Source organism: Streptomyces sp. NPDC028419 (assembly GCF_055565515.1).
Genome location: NZ_JBVHUE010000003.1, coordinates 285,556 through 303,158, shown reverse-complemented (window position 1 = coordinate 303,158; position 17,603 = coordinate 285,556). Strand labels below are relative to the sequence as shown.

Here is a 17,603-nt window from a genome sequence, read left to right as displayed (position 1 = left end):
GAGTCGTGGTGTGGAGTGGGCGGGAACGTGAGGTGTGGTCCGGTCCCGGTCCGTTCAGACCGCTTCGCGTTCGATCGGGCAGCTCATGCAGCGCGGTCCGCCCCGGCCGCGGCCGAGTTCGCCGCCGCGGACACGGATGACCTCGATGCCGTTGTCCTCCAAGTACCGGTTGGAGGCGGCGTTGCGGTCGTAGGCGATGACCACGCCCGGCGCGAGGGTGAGGACGTTGCAGCCGTCGTCCCACTGCTCCCGCTCGGCCGCGTGGGTGCCCTGGGCCGTGGTGAGGGTGGTGATGCGTTCGACGCCCAGGGCGTCCGCGATGACGCGGTGCATGTCCTCGGGATCGTGCCGGGTCACGAGCAGATCGTCCGGCGCGCCCTGCGGTTCGATGGTGTAGGACGCGAGCATGCCGAGGCCCGCGTACTTGGTGAAGGTCGACCCGTCGACCATGGTCATCACCGTGTCGAGGTGCATGAAGGCCCGCTGCTTCGGCATGTCGAGCGCGATGATCCGCCGCGCCGACCCGGCCTTGAACAGCTCGACGGCGAGCTGCTCGACGCCTTGGGGCGTGGTGCGCTCACTCATGCCGACCAGTACGGCCCCGTTGCCGATGACGAGGACGTCCCCGCCCTCCATGGTCGCGGGATAGGAGCTCTGCCCGTCGTTCCAGAGGTTGAACGCGTGGTCGGCGAAGAGCGGGTGGTACCGGTAGATGGCCTCGAAGTGCACCGACTCCCGTCGCCGGGCCTGCTTGCGCATGGCGTTGACCGCGACGCCGTCGTACACCCAGCACGAGGTGTCGCGCGTGAACAGGTGGTTGGGGAGGGGCGCGACGACGAAGTCGTCTTCGTGCATGACCTCCACCCGCACCGAGCGGGGCGGGCCCATCCTGGCGACGAGCTCGCGCTTGGTGATGCCGCCGACCAGATGCCGCGTGAGCTGCGCGGGATCGAACTCCTCGTAGACGTGACGGGCCCGGTCCGTGGCGATCGGGCCGAACTCCCGTGTGTCGAAGAGCCGGTCCATCACCATGGCCCGCGCCTCGGGAACGGCCAGGGTCTCCGCGAGCAGATCGGTGAAGAGGTGCACGGTGACCCCGCGCTCGCGGAGCGTCTGAGCGAAGAAGTCGTGCTCCTCCTGCGCGCGCTCCACCCACAGCACATCGTCGAAGAGGAGCTCGTCCTTGTTGCCCGGTGTCAGGCGTTCCAGCTCAAGGCCGGGACGGTGCAGGATCACCTGCCTGAGCCGGCCGGCTTCGGAATCGACGTGGAAAGGCATCGGCGTTCTCCCGGTTCCCAGGCCCCGGCTCCGTTGCCGCGGCCTCATGCATCGACCGTAGGCTCGACGAACCGGAGGAAGACGGCGCGAAAGGGCCCTTGTTTCCCAAGTGGGGTGGGCGGTTCCGACACCTGTACGGGATCAAAATGCCCTGCTCTTTCGTGCAGGCGGACGATCGGGTCCGGGACCTTCGGCCCCGGGCTGGTGGCAATCGGCCCTCCGGGGGGAGCCCGTGGCCGGACGTACGGTGGCCGAGCAGCACCGCGAGGGCAAAGGCCACGGTGGGCAAGGGTGTTAGGGAGGGGACGCATGCCGATTCGGGTGCTGATCGCTGACTCGGAGGAGATCGTCCGGATGGGCCTGAGGGCCATCCTCACGCGGGACGAGGGGTTCGACGTGGTCGCGGAGACGGGGGACGGCCGTGAGGCGGTGGACCTGGCCCACCGCACGATGCCCGACGTATGCGTTCTCGCCACCTCGCTCTCCGGTACACAACGGTGGGAGGCGGTGCGGCAGATGGCCGGGGCTCCGTGGCGGACGGTGGTCCTGACACGTTCCGCCTCTGAAGACGACTTGTGCGCGGCGATCAGGAACGGCGCTCACGGATTCCTCGCCAAGGGCCTCGCCCCCGTGGCACTGCGCCGGGGCATCCGCCTCGTGGCCTGCGGCCAGTACGCCCTCTCGGCCGCCGCCGTGGACAGCCTGCGCTCCGTCCTCAAGGACACGGGCCGTTGGCCGTACCCGGCCCTGCGGCACCCGGCGAGGACACCGGTTCATCCGCTCAGCCCGTGTGAGCTGAAGGTGACCGCCCTGGTCGCGACGGGACGCACGGATCAGGAGATCGCCGACCTCCGCGGTGTCTCGGTCTCCGCGGTGAAGAAAACGGTGGCCCGCTGCCGGAACAAGGTGATCGCGGGCAACCGTGTCGAACTCGCCCGCTGGGCGTGGCTGACGGGGATCGGAGAGGACGCGGCCTCGGAGACCCGGACCTGAGTCGAGCGTGCCCCCGGCCGGCTCCGGAGCCGCTCCCTCTACGCGGAGCCGGTCGCCGACGCGGACGAACCGGGGTGCAGGGAAGGGACCTTCGGCCCGGACGAGGTCCACAGGGACCCTCTCCTGTCGGGGTCCCCGGGTGCCAGCGTAGAGCCGTCCCCCAGCGGTATCGGCGAGGAGGAACCGTGGAAAGCAACAGGAGTGGTCCGGAACTGGGATCGGTCACCGTCGGCGTCGACGGATCCGAGGCGGGCCGGCGGGCGGCGCTCTGGGCCTCGGACGAGGCCGCACGGCGCCGGAGCCCGCTGCACATCGTGTACGGCTCCGACGTGGACGGCCGTGTCCTGTCCCTGTCGGCCGAGGACGCCGAGCGGATCCGTGCCGAAGGCAGGGAACTGCTGGACGGCACGGCCGAAGCCGTGCGCGACCGGCATCCCGCGCTCTCCGTCTCGACGGAGTTCAGCCGTGGCGGGTCCGTCATGAGCCTGCGCCGGGCAGCGAGTGGCCACGGCACCCTCGTCGTCGGCGACGGGGGTACGGGCGGCCTCGACTCCCTCAGGCCGGGCTCGGTCGGCCTCAAGGTCGCCGCGCAGGCCCGCACGCCGGTGATCGTCGTCCGGGGGAGCGCGGACGATGCCGGGCACGGGGTCGTACTGGCCGCCGTACGAGACGAGCGCGACCTCGACTCCGTCCGCCATGCCGCCCGCGAGGCGGAGCTGCGCAAGGCGGCATTGCGACTGCTGCACGTGCGGAACCTGTTCCAGTCCATCGGCTCGGCGACGAGGGCCTTCGACGGATCCGATGAGTTCTCCGACAGCCTGGAGCGGATCCTGACGGCTGTCGCGGAGCAGATCAGGGCCGAGTACCCCTCGCTGACCGTTCAGGCGGACGCCGTGAGGAGCGCCTCGGTCGTCGGCGTGCTGGTGGAGGCATCGCGCCACGCGGACCTGCTGGTCATGGGCGGCCGCCGATCGCCCGGCCACACGGGCCGCACCCTGGGGCGCGCGACCCATGGCCTGGTGCACCACGCCCACTGCCCCGTCGAACTCATCCCGCGCCACCACGACGAGCACAGGAACGAGGCGTCATGAACATCACCGAAGGCCGCGAGATCCTCGTCCGGATCGACCCGGCGAGGAACTGGTATGGCTCCCTGACCCGGGCGGCGCAAGAGGCCCGACGCCGCGGGCTGGGTCTGCGGATCGTGGCGTCCGTGACGCCGGTAGGCGAGAAGCCGCACGCCGAGGCGCGAGGCGGTGCCACGAGGAGCAGCGTGGACGCTCCGCAGGGGGCACACCACGCGGTTCGTGAGCCCGGGCACACCAACCAGTAGAAGCGGGCCGGAACCGGCTCGGAGGGATCTGACACAGATCCCTCCGAGCCGGTTCCGGTGACCGAGACAACGCGCCTCAGGGGTGAGGTACGACCGCGACCGGGGCGGCGGAGTGGTGGAGCACGGCATGGGCGACGGGGCCGAGGTGCGTGCCGATCGCCGAACGGCGGATCCGTCGGCCGACGACCACCAGCGAGGCGCCGACCGAGGACTCGACGAGGCGGACGGCGGCCTGGCCCACCGAGCATTCCTCTTCGACCTGGACCTCGGGGTACTTGCCCCGCCAGGGCCGCAGGGCGTCCCCGAGCGCGGTGGCCGTACCGGCCGCCATGCCGTCCCGTACCTCGGGGGCGAGCAGAGCCGGGTCGAAGCCGTAGGCGGGCGGCATGCTCCAGCCGTGGACCACGCGCAGCGGAGCCCGGCGGGCGGCCGCCGCGCCGAACGCGTAATCGATGAGCGCGTCACACGGGCGCGAGAGGTCCACCCCGAGGACGACCGGCCCACGGGCCTCGCTTTGTGCTCCGCTGCCGTCGGGCGGCGACAGGCGGTCGCTCTCCGTCCAGGAGCCGGGCCGCACGACGACCACCGGGCGTTCGGCGTGGGCGAGTACGGCCTGGGACACGGATCCGACGAGGAATCCCGTCAGCGAGCCCAGCCCGCGGGAACCGAGGACCAGTACCTCGGCCTCCTGCGCGGCGCCGGCCAGGACCGTCAGGGGTGGTCCGTCCCCCTGCTTCGCGGTGATCTCCAGGCCGGGGTGGCGCTCGGCCAGCTGCCCGGCGACCTCGTGCGTGAGGGGTTCGTCCTCGTCCTCGGGCGCGTCCGCGACCCCCGGAAGCAACGTGTACCCGTAGGACGGGACCCAGTCCTCCAGGGCGTGCAGCAAAGTGAGCGGGAGCCCGCGGAGCCGGGCCTCGCGGGCGCCCCACTCGGCGGCGGCCAGCGATGCGGGGGATCCGTCCAGGCCCACGATGACCGTACGTGACATGGTGTTCCTCCAGGAAGGTGTGCGAGAGGGCGACCGCCGTCGGCGGCGCGTGTCCCACCCTCCCGCCCGTGCGGTGGAGGGGCGATGGTCCGGGCGGCCCTGGGCGCGGGGCCGAACGTCCCTCCGGTACCCGGCCGGACGGTGCCCTACGGGTCTCCGCCGGGCCGGGGGGTGCGTACGGCACGGCACACCACGGCGCCCGGGGTGGTCAGTCGTGCGGGACGACGGCCACCGGGGTCCGTGAACGGTGCAGCACCGTGCGGGTCACGCCTCCGGTGTGCGGCCCGAGCCGGGAGCCCTGGTTGCGGCGGCCGATGACGACGAGGGCGGCCGCTTGGGACGCCTTCAGTAGATGCCGGGCCGGGTGGCCGGGGCGGATCTCCGCGGTGACGGGCAGCCCTGGAAACGCGTGCCGCCACTGGTCTACCACCCGGGCCAGGACACGCTCCGTCCCCGCCCCGGTCTCCGTCCCATCGGGCCCGAGCCGACCAGGGGCGCGCGGGCTGTGCACGACGCGCAGCGGCACGCCGAGCCGGTGGGCCTGGGAGCAGGCGAACTCCAGCACTTCGTCGCACGGGTGGGAGAGGTCCAGGCCGAGGACGACGTCGCCACCCGGCAGACCGGGACCCGGGACCAGGACGACCGGGTGCCGGGTACGGGCGACCACGGCCGGGGCCACCGAACCGACGACGTAGCCGGCGAACGCGCCCAGCCCCCGCGAGCCGAGCACCAGCAGCTCGGACTCCTCCGCGGCCTCGCACAGCACCGTGGCCGGCTCGCCGCAACGCTCCCGGGTGAGCACGTCCAGGCCCGGGTGGGCGAGACGAACCCGCTCTGCCGTCGTTCGCGGACCCGGCGCGTCGAGGTCCCTCCCGGTGTGGGAGCCGATGAGTGGTGAGTGCGCGTCCGGTTCCAGGTTCCACACGTGCAGGATCCGCAGGGCCAGGCCGCGCCGACACGCCTCGTCCGCCGCCCAGGCGACGGCGGCCAGGCCTTCCTGGGAACCGTCGAGACCGGCGGTGACCGTCCCGGGCCGGGTGCGTGACCTTGGGCTGGACTGGGGAGGGAACGAGGGCTGGGGCATGGAAGGACCTCCTGATCCGGGGCTGGAGCGGGGTTCGTGGGGTGCCGGGCCCTGGGGGCCGGGGCTCAGTCGAAGACCGCCTTGAGGGCCCGCAGGGCCGTCAAGGGGTCGGACAGCGCGTGGTACACGGCCGGGATCTCCTTCTGGATGCCCAGCAGCCCGTACACCGCGTGCATCGCCCCGCGGACGGAGTACTCGACGGTGAAGACGACGTCCTCGGGGACCTCGGTGAACTGCCCCAGGAACGCGAAGTTGACCGAGCCCCGGGGGATCACCAGCGGCCGGTCGTGGATGTTCCGGCGCTCGAACTGGCTGGTGATGTACGGCATCATCACGGTGGTCACCGTGGTGGTGGCACGCACCTCGTCGGCGATGTCGTCGAAGCCGAAGTGACCGAGCAGTTCGGTGAGGATCTCCTGGCCGGTGGCCTCCGACATCCTCTTGCCCGTGATCTCGCCGGGCTCGTCCACGAACAACGCGTACCCCCACAGGGTGTAGACGCCCTCGGGCTGGCCGTCGAAGTGCGGCTGGTGGGGCACGACCACCGACATCAGCCAGCGGGAGTCCTTGAACGTCATGAGCCCCCCGGTGCCGGGGGCGTTGCCGGAGAACTCCTCGATCCGCTTGAGCAGGGCCGGACCGTGCATCGTCAGGGTGAACGACTCCCACTTGGCCTCGTCCACATTGCCGTTGAAAGCACCGGGCCGGCCGAAGTCGGGGGCTTCGCGGGCCAGGGTCTCCCACAGGTTCCACGCACCGTCCCGCTTGTCGCGGACCAGCTCGGGGACGGTGTCGTCGCCCCCGTAGCGTGCGTCCGCGGTCATCGATCCGAGGGTGATGAACGCGTAGTCCCGGGAGGTGAGTTCGTATGTCCCGGTGGCGCCGTCCCGCTCGAAGCAGATCCGCTCGGCCCTGCGCCGCTCGCCACCTTCGTCGATGGTGAACTCCACGTCGGTGACCCGCACTCCGTACTCGACGCGGACTCCCTGCCGCTCCAGCCACGCCTGCACCGGCCGCACGATCGAGTCGTACTGGTTCAGTCGGGTGCGGCGCACCCCGGAGAGGGTGTGGATACGGGGGAGTTCCTGGAGGAAGCGCAGGAAGTAGCGCTTGAGTTCGATCGCGCTGTGCCAGTTCTGGAAGGCGAAGGTGGTGCGCCACATGGCCCAGAAGTTGGTGGTGAAGAAGTGCTCGGAGAAGAAGTCCTCGATCCGGCGTGCCCCGATGACGGATTCGGGCAGCGCGAGCAGGCGGGCCATCTCCACCCGGTCGGCGGTGGTGAAGCCCAGCTCGGAGGCGTCGAGGATGTGGCCGTCCGCGTCGATCAGACGAGCGGCCGCGTGCGACGGCCAGCGGTCGTTGAACTCCTCGGTCTCCCGGAGGACGGACGCCGATGCGTCGCCGAGCGTGGGAATCGTCTCCAGGAGGTTCCACAGGCAGACGTAGGCCTCGTCCTCCAGCATCCGTCCGCCGCGGGTGACGTAGCCGGTTCCCGGAGCGCCGCTGCCGTCGAGTGCGCCGCCCGCCCGGGGCAGTTCCTCCAGGATGTGGATGTTCTCGCCGGGCATCCCCGCGTCCCGTACGAGGAAGACCGCCGCGGCCAGCGAGGCGATTCCGCCGCCGACCAGATACGCCCGGGACCCCTGGGTTTCGTTCGTCATGGTCAAGCCCTTCGACGGGACGGGCGGGGTGTCTCCTCGCCGCTGCCTTCAGTCAACTTCCGTGCCGGGGCCGCGCGCAGGGGCCAACGGGCCCGGCTCCCGGGCCCGTTGGCCCCTGCGGCGAGTCCCCCTGGGGGGGCCTCGCGGCCGGTCCAGGAGGCGGGTCCGTGAGGCTGGTCTTCCCGGGCCCGTGACGGCCCGGGGGCGGATGCCTCAGGTGCTGCTGTCCGCGGACGACGGCGGGAGCGCGGCACGGCCGGCCTCCAGCCGGGCGACCGGCACGCGGAACGGAGAACAGGAGACGTAGTCCAGCCCAGCCGCGTGGAAGAAGTGCACGGACGCCGGGTCGCCGCCGTGCTCCCCGCAGACCCCGATCGTCAGGTCCGGCCGGCTCGCGCGGCCCTCCGCGACGGCGATCTCGACGAGCCGGCCCACGCCCTCGCGGTCGATCGTCTCGAACGGCGACCGTTCGAAGATGCCCCGGTCGAGGTAGGCCGGGAAGAACGCCGCCTCGGCGTCGTCGCGCGAGAAGCCCCACGTGGTCTGGGTCAGATCGTTCGTCCCGAACGAGAAGAACCGCGCCTCACGGGCGATCCGGCCCGCGGTCAGCGCCGCCCTGGGCAGCTCGATCATCGTGCCCACCGGGCAGTCGAGCACGATCCCGCTCTCCGCCGTGACATCGGCGAGCACCGCGTCGACCTCCTCCCGCACCAGGCGCAGCTCCCGGGCGTCGCCCACGAGCGGGACCATGATCTCCGCCCGGGGGTCGCCGCCGGCCCGCTTGCGGGCGACGACGGCCTCGGCGAGGGCCCGCACCTGCATCGCCACCAGCCCGGGAACCACCAGGCCCAGCCGTACGCCGCGCAGCCCGAGCATCGGGTTCTCCTCGTGCATGCGCTCCACGGCCGCCAGCAGTTCGCGGTCCCGTGCGGCGGGCGTCCGGCCGACGGCCTCCTCCCGGGCGATCCGGACGGCGAGTTCGTTCCGGTCGGGCAGGAACTCGTGCAACGGCGGATCGAGCAGCCGGACGGTGACCGGGAGCCCGTCCATCGCCTCCAGGATGCCGGTGAAGTCCTCTCGTTGCAGGGGCAGCAAGGCCGCGAGGGCCCGCGCCCGCCCGGCGTCGGTGTCGGCCAGGATCATGGCCTCGACCAGCGGGCGCCGTTCGCCGAGGAACATGTGCTCGGTCCGGCACAGGCCGATTCCCTGGGCGCCGAAGCGCCGGGCCCTGGCGGCGTCCTCGGGGGTGTCGGCGTTGGCCCGTACCTCCAGGCGACGCGCCGAGTCCGCCAGTGTCAGCAGCCGGTGCACGTCATGGACGATCCGCTGGTCTTCCGCGCCGGGTGCCCGTCCGCCGGCCTCGAAGTACCGCATGACCTCCGACTCGGCCAGGGGGGATGCGCCCAGTCGCACCACGCCTTCGGTCCCGTCCACGGAGACGACCGTGCCCTCGGCCACGCGCACGCCGTCCGTCGTGGTGAAGCACCGCCGCGCCAGGTCGACGGTGATGCCCTCGGCTCCGCACACACAGACCTTGCCCATGCCGCGCGCGACGACGGCCGCGTGACTGGTCTTCCCGCCCCGGGCGGTCAGCACGGCCTGGGCGGCGATCATGCCGGGCAGGTCGTCGGGGGTGGTCTCCTGCCGGACGAGGACCACGCGCTCACCGGATCCGGCCCGGCGGACCGCATCGGCCGAGTCGAACACCGCGGCTCCCACGGCCGCTCCCGGTGACGCGGGAACCCCCCGCGCGACCACCTCGCCCACGCCCGGGCCCGAGGTGGCGAAGCGCGGGAACATCAGGTGGGCCAGGGCGTCGCCGTCGACCCGGGCCAGCGCCTCCTGCGGCGAGACGAGGCCCTCCTCGGCCAGCTGGGCGGCGATGCCGAACGCCGCCTGTGCGGTGCGTTTGCCGACGCGGGTCTGGAGCATCCACAGCTTCCCGCGCTCGACGGTGAACTCGATGTCGCACATGTCCCGGTAGCGACCTTCCAGACGGTCCATGGAGGCACGCAGCTCCTTGTACGAACCGGGGTCGAGGTCCGCGAGCCGCTGGAGGGGCACGGTGTTGCGGATGCCGGCCACGACGTCCTCGCCCTGGGCGTTGGGCAGGTAATCGCCGTAGACCCCCGGCCGCCCGGTGGCCGGGTCGCGGGTGAAGGCGACGCCGCTGCCGGAGTCGGGTCCGAGGTTGCCGAAGACCATGGTCTGGATGCTGACGGCGGTACCCAGGTCGTCGGGGATGTGCTCGCGGCGGCGATAGATCCGGGCCCGCTCGCCGTTCCAGGAGGAGAAGACGGCGAGGACCGCGCGCCGCAGCTGTTCGGCCGGGTCCTGGGGGAACTCCTCGCCGGTCTCCTTCGCGATCAGGTCCTTGAAGGACTCGACCAGCCGGATGAGGTCCACGGTGTCGAGCCGGCTGTCGTCAGCCACCTCGTGCTGCCGCTCCAGGCTGCCGATCCGGGCCTCGAACAGCGCGCTGTCCACCCCCATGACCGTACTGCCGAACATCTGCACGAGTCGCCGGTACGAGTCCCAGGCGAACCGCTCGCGCTCGGGCGTCTTCCCGAGCCCCAGGACCGCGAGGTCGTTCAGCCCGATGTCCAGGATCGTGTCCATCATTCCGGGCATCGAGAACCGGGCCCCGGACCGTACGGACAGCAGCAGCGGGTCGTCGGCCTGCCCGAGCCGCTTGCCCGCCGCCCGTTCCAGGGCCGCCAGATGCCGGGCGATCTGGCCGTCGAGCTCCTCCGGTGGCGCACCGGTGGCGAGGAAGACGCGGCAGGCGTCGGTGGTGATCGTGAAACCCGGCGGTACGGGCAGTCCCATGCGCACCATCTCGGCGAGATTGGCGCCCTTGCCGCCCAGCAGCCCGGCCATCTCCCGGCTGCCCTCGCTGAAGTCGTACACGTAGATCGTCATGGCGCCTGCCCGTCCGTTCGGGGGTGCGGATCGTCACCTCCAGCCTGAACGCGGGGGCGCTCACCGCAGTAGGGCCCACTGGTCCCCACCCCGGCCCGACCGGCCCGCCGCCTTCGTGACGGCTCGGCCGGCCGGGCGGGTCCCGGGAGCCGAGGGTGCGCTACAGCGCGGGCGAGATCAGGCCGTAGTGTCCGTCGTGGCGCTGGTAGAGCACGCATCCCCGGCCGGTGGCCGAGTTGACGAAGAAGACGAACGCGAGCCCGGCGAGGCGCAAGCGTTCGACCGCCTCGTCGACACCGCACTCGGGGGCACGGGCCGGACTCACGCTCAAGAGAGGGCCGGCTTCCCACTCCTGGCCGTCTCCGCCGGACGAGGCCACCCGGTGGCCCGGGCCGTGGCGGTAGACGACGCAGTCGGATCCGGACGTCATGTCGGTGAACAGCCAGAAGGCGTAGTCCATGGCCTCCAGGTCGATGACGGCGTCCTCGGGAGTCTGCCGTCCCAGACCGAACGACTTGTGCCGCACGATACGACGCTCCGCGACCGGCGGCCGGTGTCGGTCCGGTCGGTGCCCGTGACCGCCGTTCTCCCAGGCGGGGCCCCTGCCGTCCGCGGTGACGCGGTGTGCCTGTCCGGCGCGCTGCCGGGTGCCGGCCAGCCGGGCGGCCAGCCGGTCCTGCAGCAGATCGACGGCCTCGAACATCGTGTCCGCGGCGCAGTGAGCACGCACCGGAAATCCGTTCACGTCCACCATGGCCTGAGCCGTGGCGGGACGGCGCGCCGACGGGTTGGCCGCCTGGGTGAGCTGTGCACGGATCGCCAGGACCGGTGACCCCACGTGTGCGACGGCCGCGAGCATCTTCTCGCGGGCGTACTCGGAGGCACCCTCGGGCACCGGGCCCCGCTTGTTCACCAGGACATCGATGGCCGGACCGGACGTGAGACGGTTCATGGAAACTCCTCCTTGGTCGGCTCCAGCCTGGCCGCGGCTCGCGCTCCCGGGAGAGTGCCGTTGGGCCCCCGTCGCGTGGCCCGCCCGTCCTCAGGAGCAAGGGACACGGAGGCTGTTCGCCGACCTCCGAGGGCCGTTCGGCCCGGAGCGAGGAGGCTCTCGTGGGCTCTCATCGGCTTTCATGAGCTCTCCTCGGCCTGTTGGCGCCGAGGGACCCTTGGCCGTGCGGTGAGGGCCGTTCGCCCCCGTGGCCCACGCCCGCAGCCCAGGGACATTGACTCATGGGCAGGCACACGGCCTGCCCATGAGGAGAGGTTCCCACGACATGACCCTGCATCAGCACCGTCAGCCGGGAACGCCTTTCGCCGGATGGCGCAAGGCCGTTTCGACCAGGGCGGCCGGTACCGAGGCCGAGGAACTCACCGCGCCCCTGACCGTCGTACGCGTCGCGGCGGTGACCCGCCTGCTGACCGCGTTCACCTTCCTCTGGGCCTTCGGCGACAAGGTCTTCGGCTGGGGGTACGCGACCCAGGCAGGCAAGGGATGGATCGACGGCGGTTCCCCCACCAAGGGCTTTCTGAGCCACGTCTCCGCCGGGCCGCTGGAGGGGACCTTCCACGCGTGGGCCGGGTCGGCCTGGGCCGACTGGGCCTTCATGCTGGGACTGCTCGGCATCGGCATCGCCCTGGCGAGCGGCGTCGCCCTGCGGGTCACGGCTGCCGCGGGCACCGTGATGATGGCGCTCATGTGGGCCGCCGAGTGGCCTCCCGCACAGCACCTGTCGAACGGAAGCCCGAGCATGTCCTCGAACCCGCTGGTGGATTACCACGTCCTGTACGCGGCCGTTCTGGTGACCCTCGCAGCGCTCGGAGCGGGGCGCGCCTGGGGGCTGGGGAACCTGTGGCAGAGCCTGCCCCTCGTTCGCCGCAACCGCTGGCTCCTGTGACGGAGCCCCCACCCCGCTCCTCGCGCGCTGTTTCCAGGTCGAAGCCGACCGCCAGTAAGTCGTCCTGCACGCTCCACCCCTCCCATACCGCGGCCATGACCCAACTCCCGGGCATCTATGGCCAGGGGGCATCAGAACCGGGTGGTGTACGGGTTGGGCTCGGTACGGGCCTGAAGGAGGAGAAGCGTGACGTCGGACGGGAACCGATGGGAACACCACGTCGTCAAGCTCCGTCACCTGGCCGTGGCCGCCGTCGTCAACGACCGCCAAGAGGTCCTGATGATGTGGCGTCACCGCTTCATCACGGATGCGTGGGCCTGGGAGCTGCCCATGGGCTTGGTCGAGGCGCCACCTGTTCCGCGCCGACGGCGCCACATACGACGGGCCGCCGACCGAGAAGAACGAGTCGGACCGGTTCGAGTGGATCCCACTGGCGAACATCCGGGGCATGATCGATCGCCGCGAGATCGTCAGCAGCGGCTCCCTCGTCGGCCTCCTCTACGTCCTGATGGACGAAGGGGTTCGCTGACCCTGCGGGCGAAGCATCGCTCGTAGGCCTGCCGCGCAGGCGACTGCGGCTGGCACCTCTCGATATGGCGCAAGCTGCTCGTAGAACTCGCGAAGGTGCCCGGTCACGGTGTGCCCCGGCAGCGTGAGCTTGGCGTCCACCCAGCGGCTCGCGATGTAGGTGGCGAGCAGGGAGAACGTGCCGCTGTGTGGGATCGCTGTCCCATTGACGGCGCGGCCCCGGGCCAGCAGGTCGACTTCGCTGTGGGCCCAGTCCAGGGGCACGGCTTGCATGACGAGGGTGGGCCAGTCGACGTCCTCCCGGTGTGGCGCGACATGTGTGGTGATCCAGAATTCCAGCGCGAGTTGTAGCGGGAGTTCCTTGTGGGGCTGGTGAAGAGCGTGCGGCCAAGGACCGTCTTCCAGGCGGCTTTCGACCGCGAGGACGGCCGGCTCGACCTGCTCCACCAGCTCGCGCAGGGCGTAGGACCCGGCCTCCCGCACCCCCCGCACCTCCCGCACCGATCACGGCCTGGACGCGGGCCGGGGTCCGGCGCTGATCCTCGGACCCGTGTGCGGTGGGTCCTCTGCCCAACTCCTGCTCCGACAAGGCGAACCGGTCGTCCGAACGCTTCGGCGCACTCGCTGGACCCGATGAGCGCATCGCGTTCTCGCCGCCAGGCCCGCCACGCCCGCCGTACGACGGACGGTCCAGCCTCGCCGACCCGGCCCTGAAACCGCCCGCACACAGGATGAGGAACCCCGGCCGATGCGCGGCTGGGGTTCCTCGGTGCGGTGAGTGTCGGTCAGCAGGTGGAGTTGCCCGCCCCGTAGACAGCTCGTCCACGCGTCGGCGGACCGCACCCCATCGAGATCACCGTGGGATCGGGCGGGTCAGCGCTGCAGGGTGAGCAGGCCGGGCCGGTACGGCAGGCTCGTGTAGTCGGTGCCCGGCGGTATGTTAGTGGGGAGGCCCTGGTAGAGGAACTGCAGGTTGCAGGGGTCGATGGTCTTGGTCTGGTCGGGGTTGTTGCGGACCAGGTCACCGTGGCTGACGCCCTGGGCCCAGGTGGAACCGCTGTTGGCCTGGCCCGCGAAGGGGCTGCTCTCGCTGCCGGCCTGGACGGTCCACGGACCGTTGAGGCTGGAGGCGGTGAACGAGCGGAAGTAGCGGTTCGTACCCTGCGCCTCAACGATCATGAGGTACTGGTTCTGGCCCTGGACCTTGTATACCTCCGGCGCCTCGAACAGAAGGTCCGTCGTGTCGCTCATGACCGTCGTGTACGAGGAGCCGAAGCTGCTGGGGAAGTTCCCGATCGGCATGCTGGCCCGGTAGATCTTGCCGTTGTCGGCGGCGAAGAACAGGTACATGTTCTGGTCGTCGGCGATCATGGTCGGGTCGATCGGGGCGTCCTTCTGCCCCTGGGGGCCGACGGGGAGGCTGCCGGTGAACAGCGGCTGCGAGGCGGACCAGCCGTTGGGGTTGGTGGGGTCGCTGGACGTGCGGTAGTAGAGCGGCCACTGGCTCCACTGGGACACCATCACCCAGACGTTCTTGGGCGCGAAGTAGAACACTTCGGGCGCCACCGCGGGATCGTTCATCTTGGTCTGGGTGGCCGTCGCCATGTCCGACCAGTTCGTGAAGGGACTGAACCCCGTCGAGCCCCACGACGTTCCGTTGGAGGTCGTCCCGTAGACCAGGTGCTTGCCGTTGTACGTGGTGGTGCTGAAGTCCTTCAACGCGACCTGCCCGTTCGCCGGCTCCGCCAGCGGACCCGTCGAGGTCCAGCGGTAGGTCGACGGAAGGGCGCACGTGCCGGTGCCGGTGCCGACGTCGGCGACGGGGGCGAGCTGCCACTGCTGGTTGCTGCCGCCCCAGTCGGCGTACTGGACGATCTTGCCGCCGTCGGCGGTGGAGGCGCTCTGGACCTCGAGGGCCTTGCTGCTGTGGCGGTTCAGGAGGCGGACGTAGCCGCCGGCGGAGTCGGCGAGGCGGAACTGCTGGTTGGTCGCGTTGAGGTCGCTCCACTGGACGACGTCGGTGCCGTCGGCCGAGGACCAGTTGTAGTCGTCCAGGACCTTGCCGGAGTTGCGGTTCTGCAGGCGGTAGTAGCCGCTGCCGGAGTCCAGGAAGCGCCACTGCTGAGCTTCGTTGCTGGAGCGGGTCCACTGGACGACGGGCGAACCGTCGGCGGTGGCGAAGTTGTAGTCGTCCAGCGCCTTACCGCTGTTGCGGTTCACCAGCACGTACCACTTGCCGGTGTCGACCGAGGCGGCCGAGGCGGACGACGGGTTCACCATCGCCAGGACGCCGGCCACGAAGACCATCGAGAGCAGGGCGGCCATCCGTGGTCGCCATCCTCGCCGTGTCGAGGTTCGTGGAGCTGTACCGAGAGCGTTCATCTGCACCCTCCTAGGGGCGACTTGGGCAGGGTCGGTCCTTCTCGGCGCGTGCGGACCGGGCACGGCACGTCCGAGGCGACGGCAAGACGTGACCCCAGCGGGGTGGGGGGATCGGATCTCCGAGGCATTGTTAGCGCTAACAATTTGAAGATCGAACATCTGGTGTGTTCACGGAGAAGACCATGAGGCGTGAAGGGTCGTCAAGTACCGTGCCGCAATCAGTCTGTTACTGAAGCGTCATCAGAACTTCTTACCCAGTAGGGTTGTTGACGGGGGTTGGTGTGAGCGCTCACAATCTTCGGCGCGGGCGGCGGTTACTAACTGATCGTTTCAAAATGGGTCGAGCTGGTCTCCTTGTGCTTGCCGATCTTGGTCGGCAGGCTGTCCGGATGCGTGTCGATCTTGTTCCGGATGGTCTCTGGGAGCGGTTGGCTCCGCTGCTGCCGCCCGCTCCTGAACGGCGTCACCGCCATCCCGGGCGGCTGCGTGTTCCGGACCGGGCGGCCCTGGCCGGGATCGTCTACGTGCTGCGGACTGGTGTCGCCTGGCGCGATGTCCCCGCGCAGGCCGTGGGCTGCTCCGGAGTGACGGCCTGGCGCAGGCTGAGGGACTGGACCAAGGCCGGCGTCTGGCCCCGCCTGTACACCGCGCTGCTGACCGAACTGCGCCGCGCGAACCTGCTGGACCTGGACGACTGTGCCGTGGACGGCTCGCGCGTCCGGGCCCTCAAAGGGGGGAATCATGTCGGTCCCTCGCCCGTCGATCGCGCCCGGTAGAAGCACACCAGTTGCCCCGTACCGCCGTACCCACGCCGGCGCCAGTACTCCGGCGGTTGCTCGGCCACGTGTACTTCGCGCCCTGATTCCAGGTCGAAGCCCACCACCAGTAGGTCGTCCCGCACAATCCACTCCCCCCTGTCGTGGCCATGATCCAACTCCCGGGCAGCTATGACCAGGTGGCGTCAGGGCCGGGTGGGTACGGGGCGGACTCGGGACGGGCCCGTCCGCGCGTCAGGCGGGGGCGCAGACGGGTAGTCCGGGGTCGTCGTGGGTGCGTACCGCCGGCAGCCAGGCGGTGGCCTCGGGGATGTCCGTCAGGTGCACACGGAACCAGTTGGGGGTTCCCACGCCGTGCTCGTCCTCGATGCGGATGCCGTTGACCACCATGCAGTCGGCCATCAGGACGTCGCCGTGCCAGACCCGGTGCGAGACGACGTTGTTCAGGTCGTAGGTGACGTACGGGTTCCGGGCCAGGCTGAGTCGGCACGCGGGAAGGCGGTCGGTCTGGATCTTGCAGTCGCCGTCGATGTTGAACACCCGGATGGGCTCCAGCTTCCCGGCCGGGCCCGTCGGCGCGGGCCGCGCCTGGCCGGACGCCTGGCCGGACGGCGGGGCGGACGGCGGGCCGGACGGGCCTCGACCGGTGGGGCCGGCGGCGACCGCCCCGGTACCCGGGTCCTCGCGGTCGTGGAGCATGAACCCGATGGCGGCGGCCACGGCGGCGGCGACGGCTGCCGCCGCCAGCCCCAGCCGGATCCGGCGGCCCCACGGCCCGCGCACGCCCGCCGCTGCGGCGGGTCCCTCCGAGGGCACCACGGGAAGGTCGTCGTCCGCGGGGTGCTCGCCGCGCCACGGACGCGCGGACCCCGAACTGGCAACGGCCGGACCGGTCCGGGGAGTCGCCACGGACGGCGCGGTCGTGGCCAGTTCGGGGTCGGCGCGCAGGATCGCCGCGTGGATGGCGGAGAGCTCGGGCCCGGGGTCGAGGCCGAGTTCCTCGGCGAGGAAGCGCCGGGTGTCGGCGAAGCGCTGGGTCGCCTCGGCCTGCCGGCCGGTGCGGTACAGCGCGATCAGCAGCTGCCCGACGAGCTGCTCGCGCTGCGGGTTGGCCTCGACGAGTTCCGTCAGCGTCGGCACCAGTTCGGCTTCCCGCCCGAGGGCGAGTTCGCAGGCCGCCAGCTGCTGGCAGGCGTCCAGCCGCTCCTCGTCCAGCCGCGCCCGCGCCGGCTCCACGAACGCGGCGCTGACCCCGGCCAACGGGGCGCCGCGCCACATCGCGAGCGCCTCGCGCAGGGTTTGCGATGCCCGCTCCTCCTCCCGGCCCGCCATCTGCTCGGCGGCCCGCCGGACCCGGGCGCGAAAGTCCAGCAGATCGAGTTCCGTGTCGTCGACGGCGCAGATGTAGCCGTCGGCCGTGGTCCGGATCCGGTCCGCCAGGTCGGTTCCGCGCAGGGTCCGGCGCAGCGAGGAGACCGCGCTGTGGACCTGGGTCCGCGCGCTGCTCGGCGCCTCCTCGGCCCAGACGGCGTCCATGAGCCGTTCGAGGGTGACCGGCCGCCCCGCGTTCAGGAGCAGATAGGCCAACACCGCGCGCCGCTGTGGGCGTTGGACCTCGATCACCCCGTCGACGCCCTGTGCCCCTACCTGTCCCAGAACCGTGAACCGCATGTTCGTCTCCCCCCAGAAACACAAGTGCCGGGCGATCTTAAAGCCGCGCGCTCCGGCGGGGTAACGCCCTCCCCGCCCCGCCTGGCGCG

Annotated in this window: 13 protein-coding genes and 2 pseudogenes; 6 read left to right on the top strand and 9 right to left on the bottom strand. The window is 71.2% G+C overall.

Features of this window, described 5'->3' with window-relative positions:
• Positions 1-54 precede the first annotated feature (54 nt).
• Positions 55-1,278: an arginine deiminase gene (locus ACZ4UB_RS05675; protein WP_468068464.1), complete on the bottom strand. Its 1,224-nt coding sequence runs from the start codon at positions 1,276-1,278 to the stop codon at positions 55-57.
• A gap of 309 nt (positions 1,279-1,587) precedes the next feature.
• Between ACZ4UB_RS05675 and ACZ4UB_RS05670 the strand changes: the two genes are divergently transcribed.
• The 3 genes from ACZ4UB_RS05670 to ACZ4UB_RS05660 all read left to right on the top strand — a co-directional run bounded on the left by ACZ4UB_RS05670 (position 1,588) and on the right by ACZ4UB_RS05660 (position 3,604).
• On the top strand, positions 1,588-2,271 hold the full coding sequence (locus ACZ4UB_RS05670; RefSeq protein ID WP_468068463.1) for a response regulator: 684 nt from the start codon (positions 1,588-1,590) through the stop codon (positions 2,269-2,271).
• 185 nt (positions 2,272-2,456) lie between these two features.
• The gene (locus ACZ4UB_RS05665) at positions 2,457-3,362 is read left to right on the top strand and encodes a universal stress protein (protein ID WP_468068462.1); all 906 of its coding nucleotides are present in this window, start codon (positions 2,457-2,459) and stop codon (positions 3,360-3,362) included.
• Positions 3,359-3,604 carry a hypothetical protein gene (locus tag ACZ4UB_RS05660; RefSeq protein ID WP_468068461.1) on the top strand — a complete coding sequence of 82 codons (246 nt, stop codon included), beginning with the start codon at positions 3,359-3,361 and terminating at the stop codon, positions 3,602-3,604. Before ACZ4UB_RS05665 ends, ACZ4UB_RS05660 begins: the two co-directional genes overlap by 4 nt.
• Positions 3,605-3,680: 76 nt before the next feature.
• Here the strand turns inward: ACZ4UB_RS05660 and ACZ4UB_RS05655 are convergent, their stop codons facing one another.
• The 5 genes from ACZ4UB_RS05655 to ACZ4UB_RS05635 form a co-directional block, all read right to left on the bottom strand.
• The gene (locus ACZ4UB_RS05655) at positions 3,681-4,592 is read right to left on the bottom strand and encodes a universal stress protein (protein WP_468068460.1); all 912 of its coding nucleotides are present in this window, start codon (positions 4,590-4,592) and stop codon (positions 3,681-3,683) included.
• Positions 4,593-4,800: 208 nt separating this feature from the next.
• Positions 4,801-5,676 carry a universal stress protein gene (locus tag ACZ4UB_RS05650; protein WP_468068459.1) on the bottom strand — a complete coding sequence of 292 codons (876 nt, stop codon included), beginning with the start codon at positions 5,674-5,676 and terminating at the stop codon, positions 4,801-4,803.
• 65 nt (positions 5,677-5,741) lie between these two features.
• The gene (locus ACZ4UB_RS05645; RefSeq protein ID WP_468068457.1) at positions 5,742-7,337 is read right to left on the bottom strand and encodes an oleate hydratase; all 1,596 of its coding nucleotides are present in this window, start codon (positions 7,335-7,337) and stop codon (positions 5,742-5,744) included.
• Between the two features lie 213 nt (positions 7,338-7,550).
• The gene (gene ppdK, locus ACZ4UB_RS05640; RefSeq protein ID WP_468068455.1) at positions 7,551-10,259 is read right to left on the bottom strand and encodes a pyruvate, phosphate dikinase; all 2,709 of its coding nucleotides are present in this window, start codon (positions 10,257-10,259) and stop codon (positions 7,551-7,553) included.
• A gap of 160 nt (positions 10,260-10,419) precedes the next feature.
• Positions 10,420-11,211: a sigma 54 modulation/S30EA ribosomal C-terminal domain-containing protein gene (locus ACZ4UB_RS05635; protein ID WP_468068454.1), complete on the bottom strand. Its 792-nt coding sequence runs from the start codon at positions 11,209-11,211 to the stop codon at positions 10,420-10,422.
• A gap of 325 nt (positions 11,212-11,536) precedes the next feature.
• Between ACZ4UB_RS05635 and ACZ4UB_RS05630 the strand changes: the two genes are divergently transcribed.
• Both ACZ4UB_RS05630 and ACZ4UB_RS05625 read left to right on the top strand, forming a co-directional pair.
• Positions 11,537-12,157, top strand: coding sequence for a hypothetical protein (locus tag ACZ4UB_RS05630; RefSeq protein WP_468068453.1), 621 nt, complete (start codon positions 11,537-11,539; stop codon positions 12,155-12,157).
• 189 nt (positions 12,158-12,346) lie between these two features.
• A pseudogene (locus tag ACZ4UB_RS05625) lies at positions 12,347-12,686 on the top strand (NUDIX hydrolase); the annotation flags it as partial.
• Here ACZ4UB_RS05625 and ACZ4UB_RS05620 read toward each other — a convergent pair.
• Together ACZ4UB_RS05620 and ACZ4UB_RS05615 are read right to left on the bottom strand one after the other, a co-directional pair.
• Positions 12,656-13,168 carry a hypothetical protein gene (locus ACZ4UB_RS05620; protein WP_468068452.1) on the bottom strand — a complete coding sequence of 171 codons (513 nt, stop codon included), beginning with the start codon at positions 13,166-13,168 and terminating at the stop codon, positions 12,656-12,658. The pseudogene ACZ4UB_RS05625 and the gene ACZ4UB_RS05620 sit on opposite strands and share 31 nt — an antisense overlap.
• Before the next feature lie 390 nt (positions 13,169-13,558).
• Positions 13,559-15,010, bottom strand: coding sequence for a non-reducing end alpha-L-arabinofuranosidase family hydrolase (locus ACZ4UB_RS05615; protein ID WP_468068451.1), 1,452 nt, complete (start codon positions 15,008-15,010; stop codon positions 13,559-13,561).
• Positions 15,011-15,456: 446 nt separating this feature from the next.
• Here ACZ4UB_RS05615 and ACZ4UB_RS05610 point away from each other — a divergent pair.
• A pseudogene (locus ACZ4UB_RS05610) lies at positions 15,457-15,840 on the top strand (transposase); the annotation flags it as partial.
• Between the two features lie 237 nt (positions 15,841-16,077).
• On the opposite strand, the gene ACZ4UB_RS05605 reads toward ACZ4UB_RS05610, so the two are convergent.
• Positions 16,078-17,514 (bottom strand): AfsR/SARP family transcriptional regulator, encoded by a 1,437-nt coding sequence (locus ACZ4UB_RS05605; protein WP_468068450.1) that lies wholly within the window; start codon positions 17,512-17,514, stop codon positions 16,078-16,080.
• Between the last annotated feature and the right edge of the window lie 89 nt (positions 17,515-17,603).

Coding starts and splice junctions, on each gene's coding strand:
- ACZ4UB_RS05675 (WP_468068464.1), bottom strand. CDS start 1,278: ATGCCTTTCCACGTCGATTCCGAAGCCGGCCGGCTCAGGCAGGTGATC.
- ACZ4UB_RS05670 (WP_468068463.1), top strand. CDS start 1,588: ATGCCGATTCGGGTGCTGATCGCTGACTCGGAGGAGATCGTCCGGATG.
- ACZ4UB_RS05660 (WP_468068461.1), top strand. CDS start 3,359: ATGAACATCACCGAAGGCCGCGAGATCCTCGTCCGGATCGACCCGGCG.
- ACZ4UB_RS05655 (WP_468068460.1), bottom strand. CDS start 4,592: ATGTCACGTACGGTCATCGTGGGCCTGGACGGATCCCCCGCATCGCTG.
- ACZ4UB_RS05650 (WP_468068459.1), bottom strand. CDS start 5,676: ATGCCCCAGCCCTCGTTCCCTCCCCAGTCCAGCCCAAGGTCACGCACC.
- ACZ4UB_RS05645 (WP_468068457.1), bottom strand. CDS start 7,337: ATGACGAACGAAACCCAGGGGTCCCGGGCGTATCTGGTCGGCGGCGGA.
- ppdK (WP_468068455.1), bottom strand. CDS start 10,259: ATGACGATCTACGTGTACGACTTCAGCGAGGGCAGCCGGGAGATGGCC.
- ACZ4UB_RS05635 (WP_468068454.1), bottom strand. CDS start 11,211: ATGAACCGTCTCACGTCCGGTCCGGCCATCGATGTCCTGGTGAACAAG.
- ACZ4UB_RS05630 (WP_468068453.1), top strand. CDS start 11,537: ATGACCCTGCATCAGCACCGTCAGCCGGGAACGCCTTTCGCCGGATGG.
- ACZ4UB_RS05615 (WP_468068451.1), bottom strand. CDS start 15,010: ATGGCCGCCCTGCTCTCGATGGTCTTCGTGGCCGGCGTCCTGGCGATG.
- ACZ4UB_RS05605 (WP_468068450.1), bottom strand. CDS start 17,514: ATGCGGTTCACGGTTCTGGGACAGGTAGGGGCACAGGGCGTCGACGGG.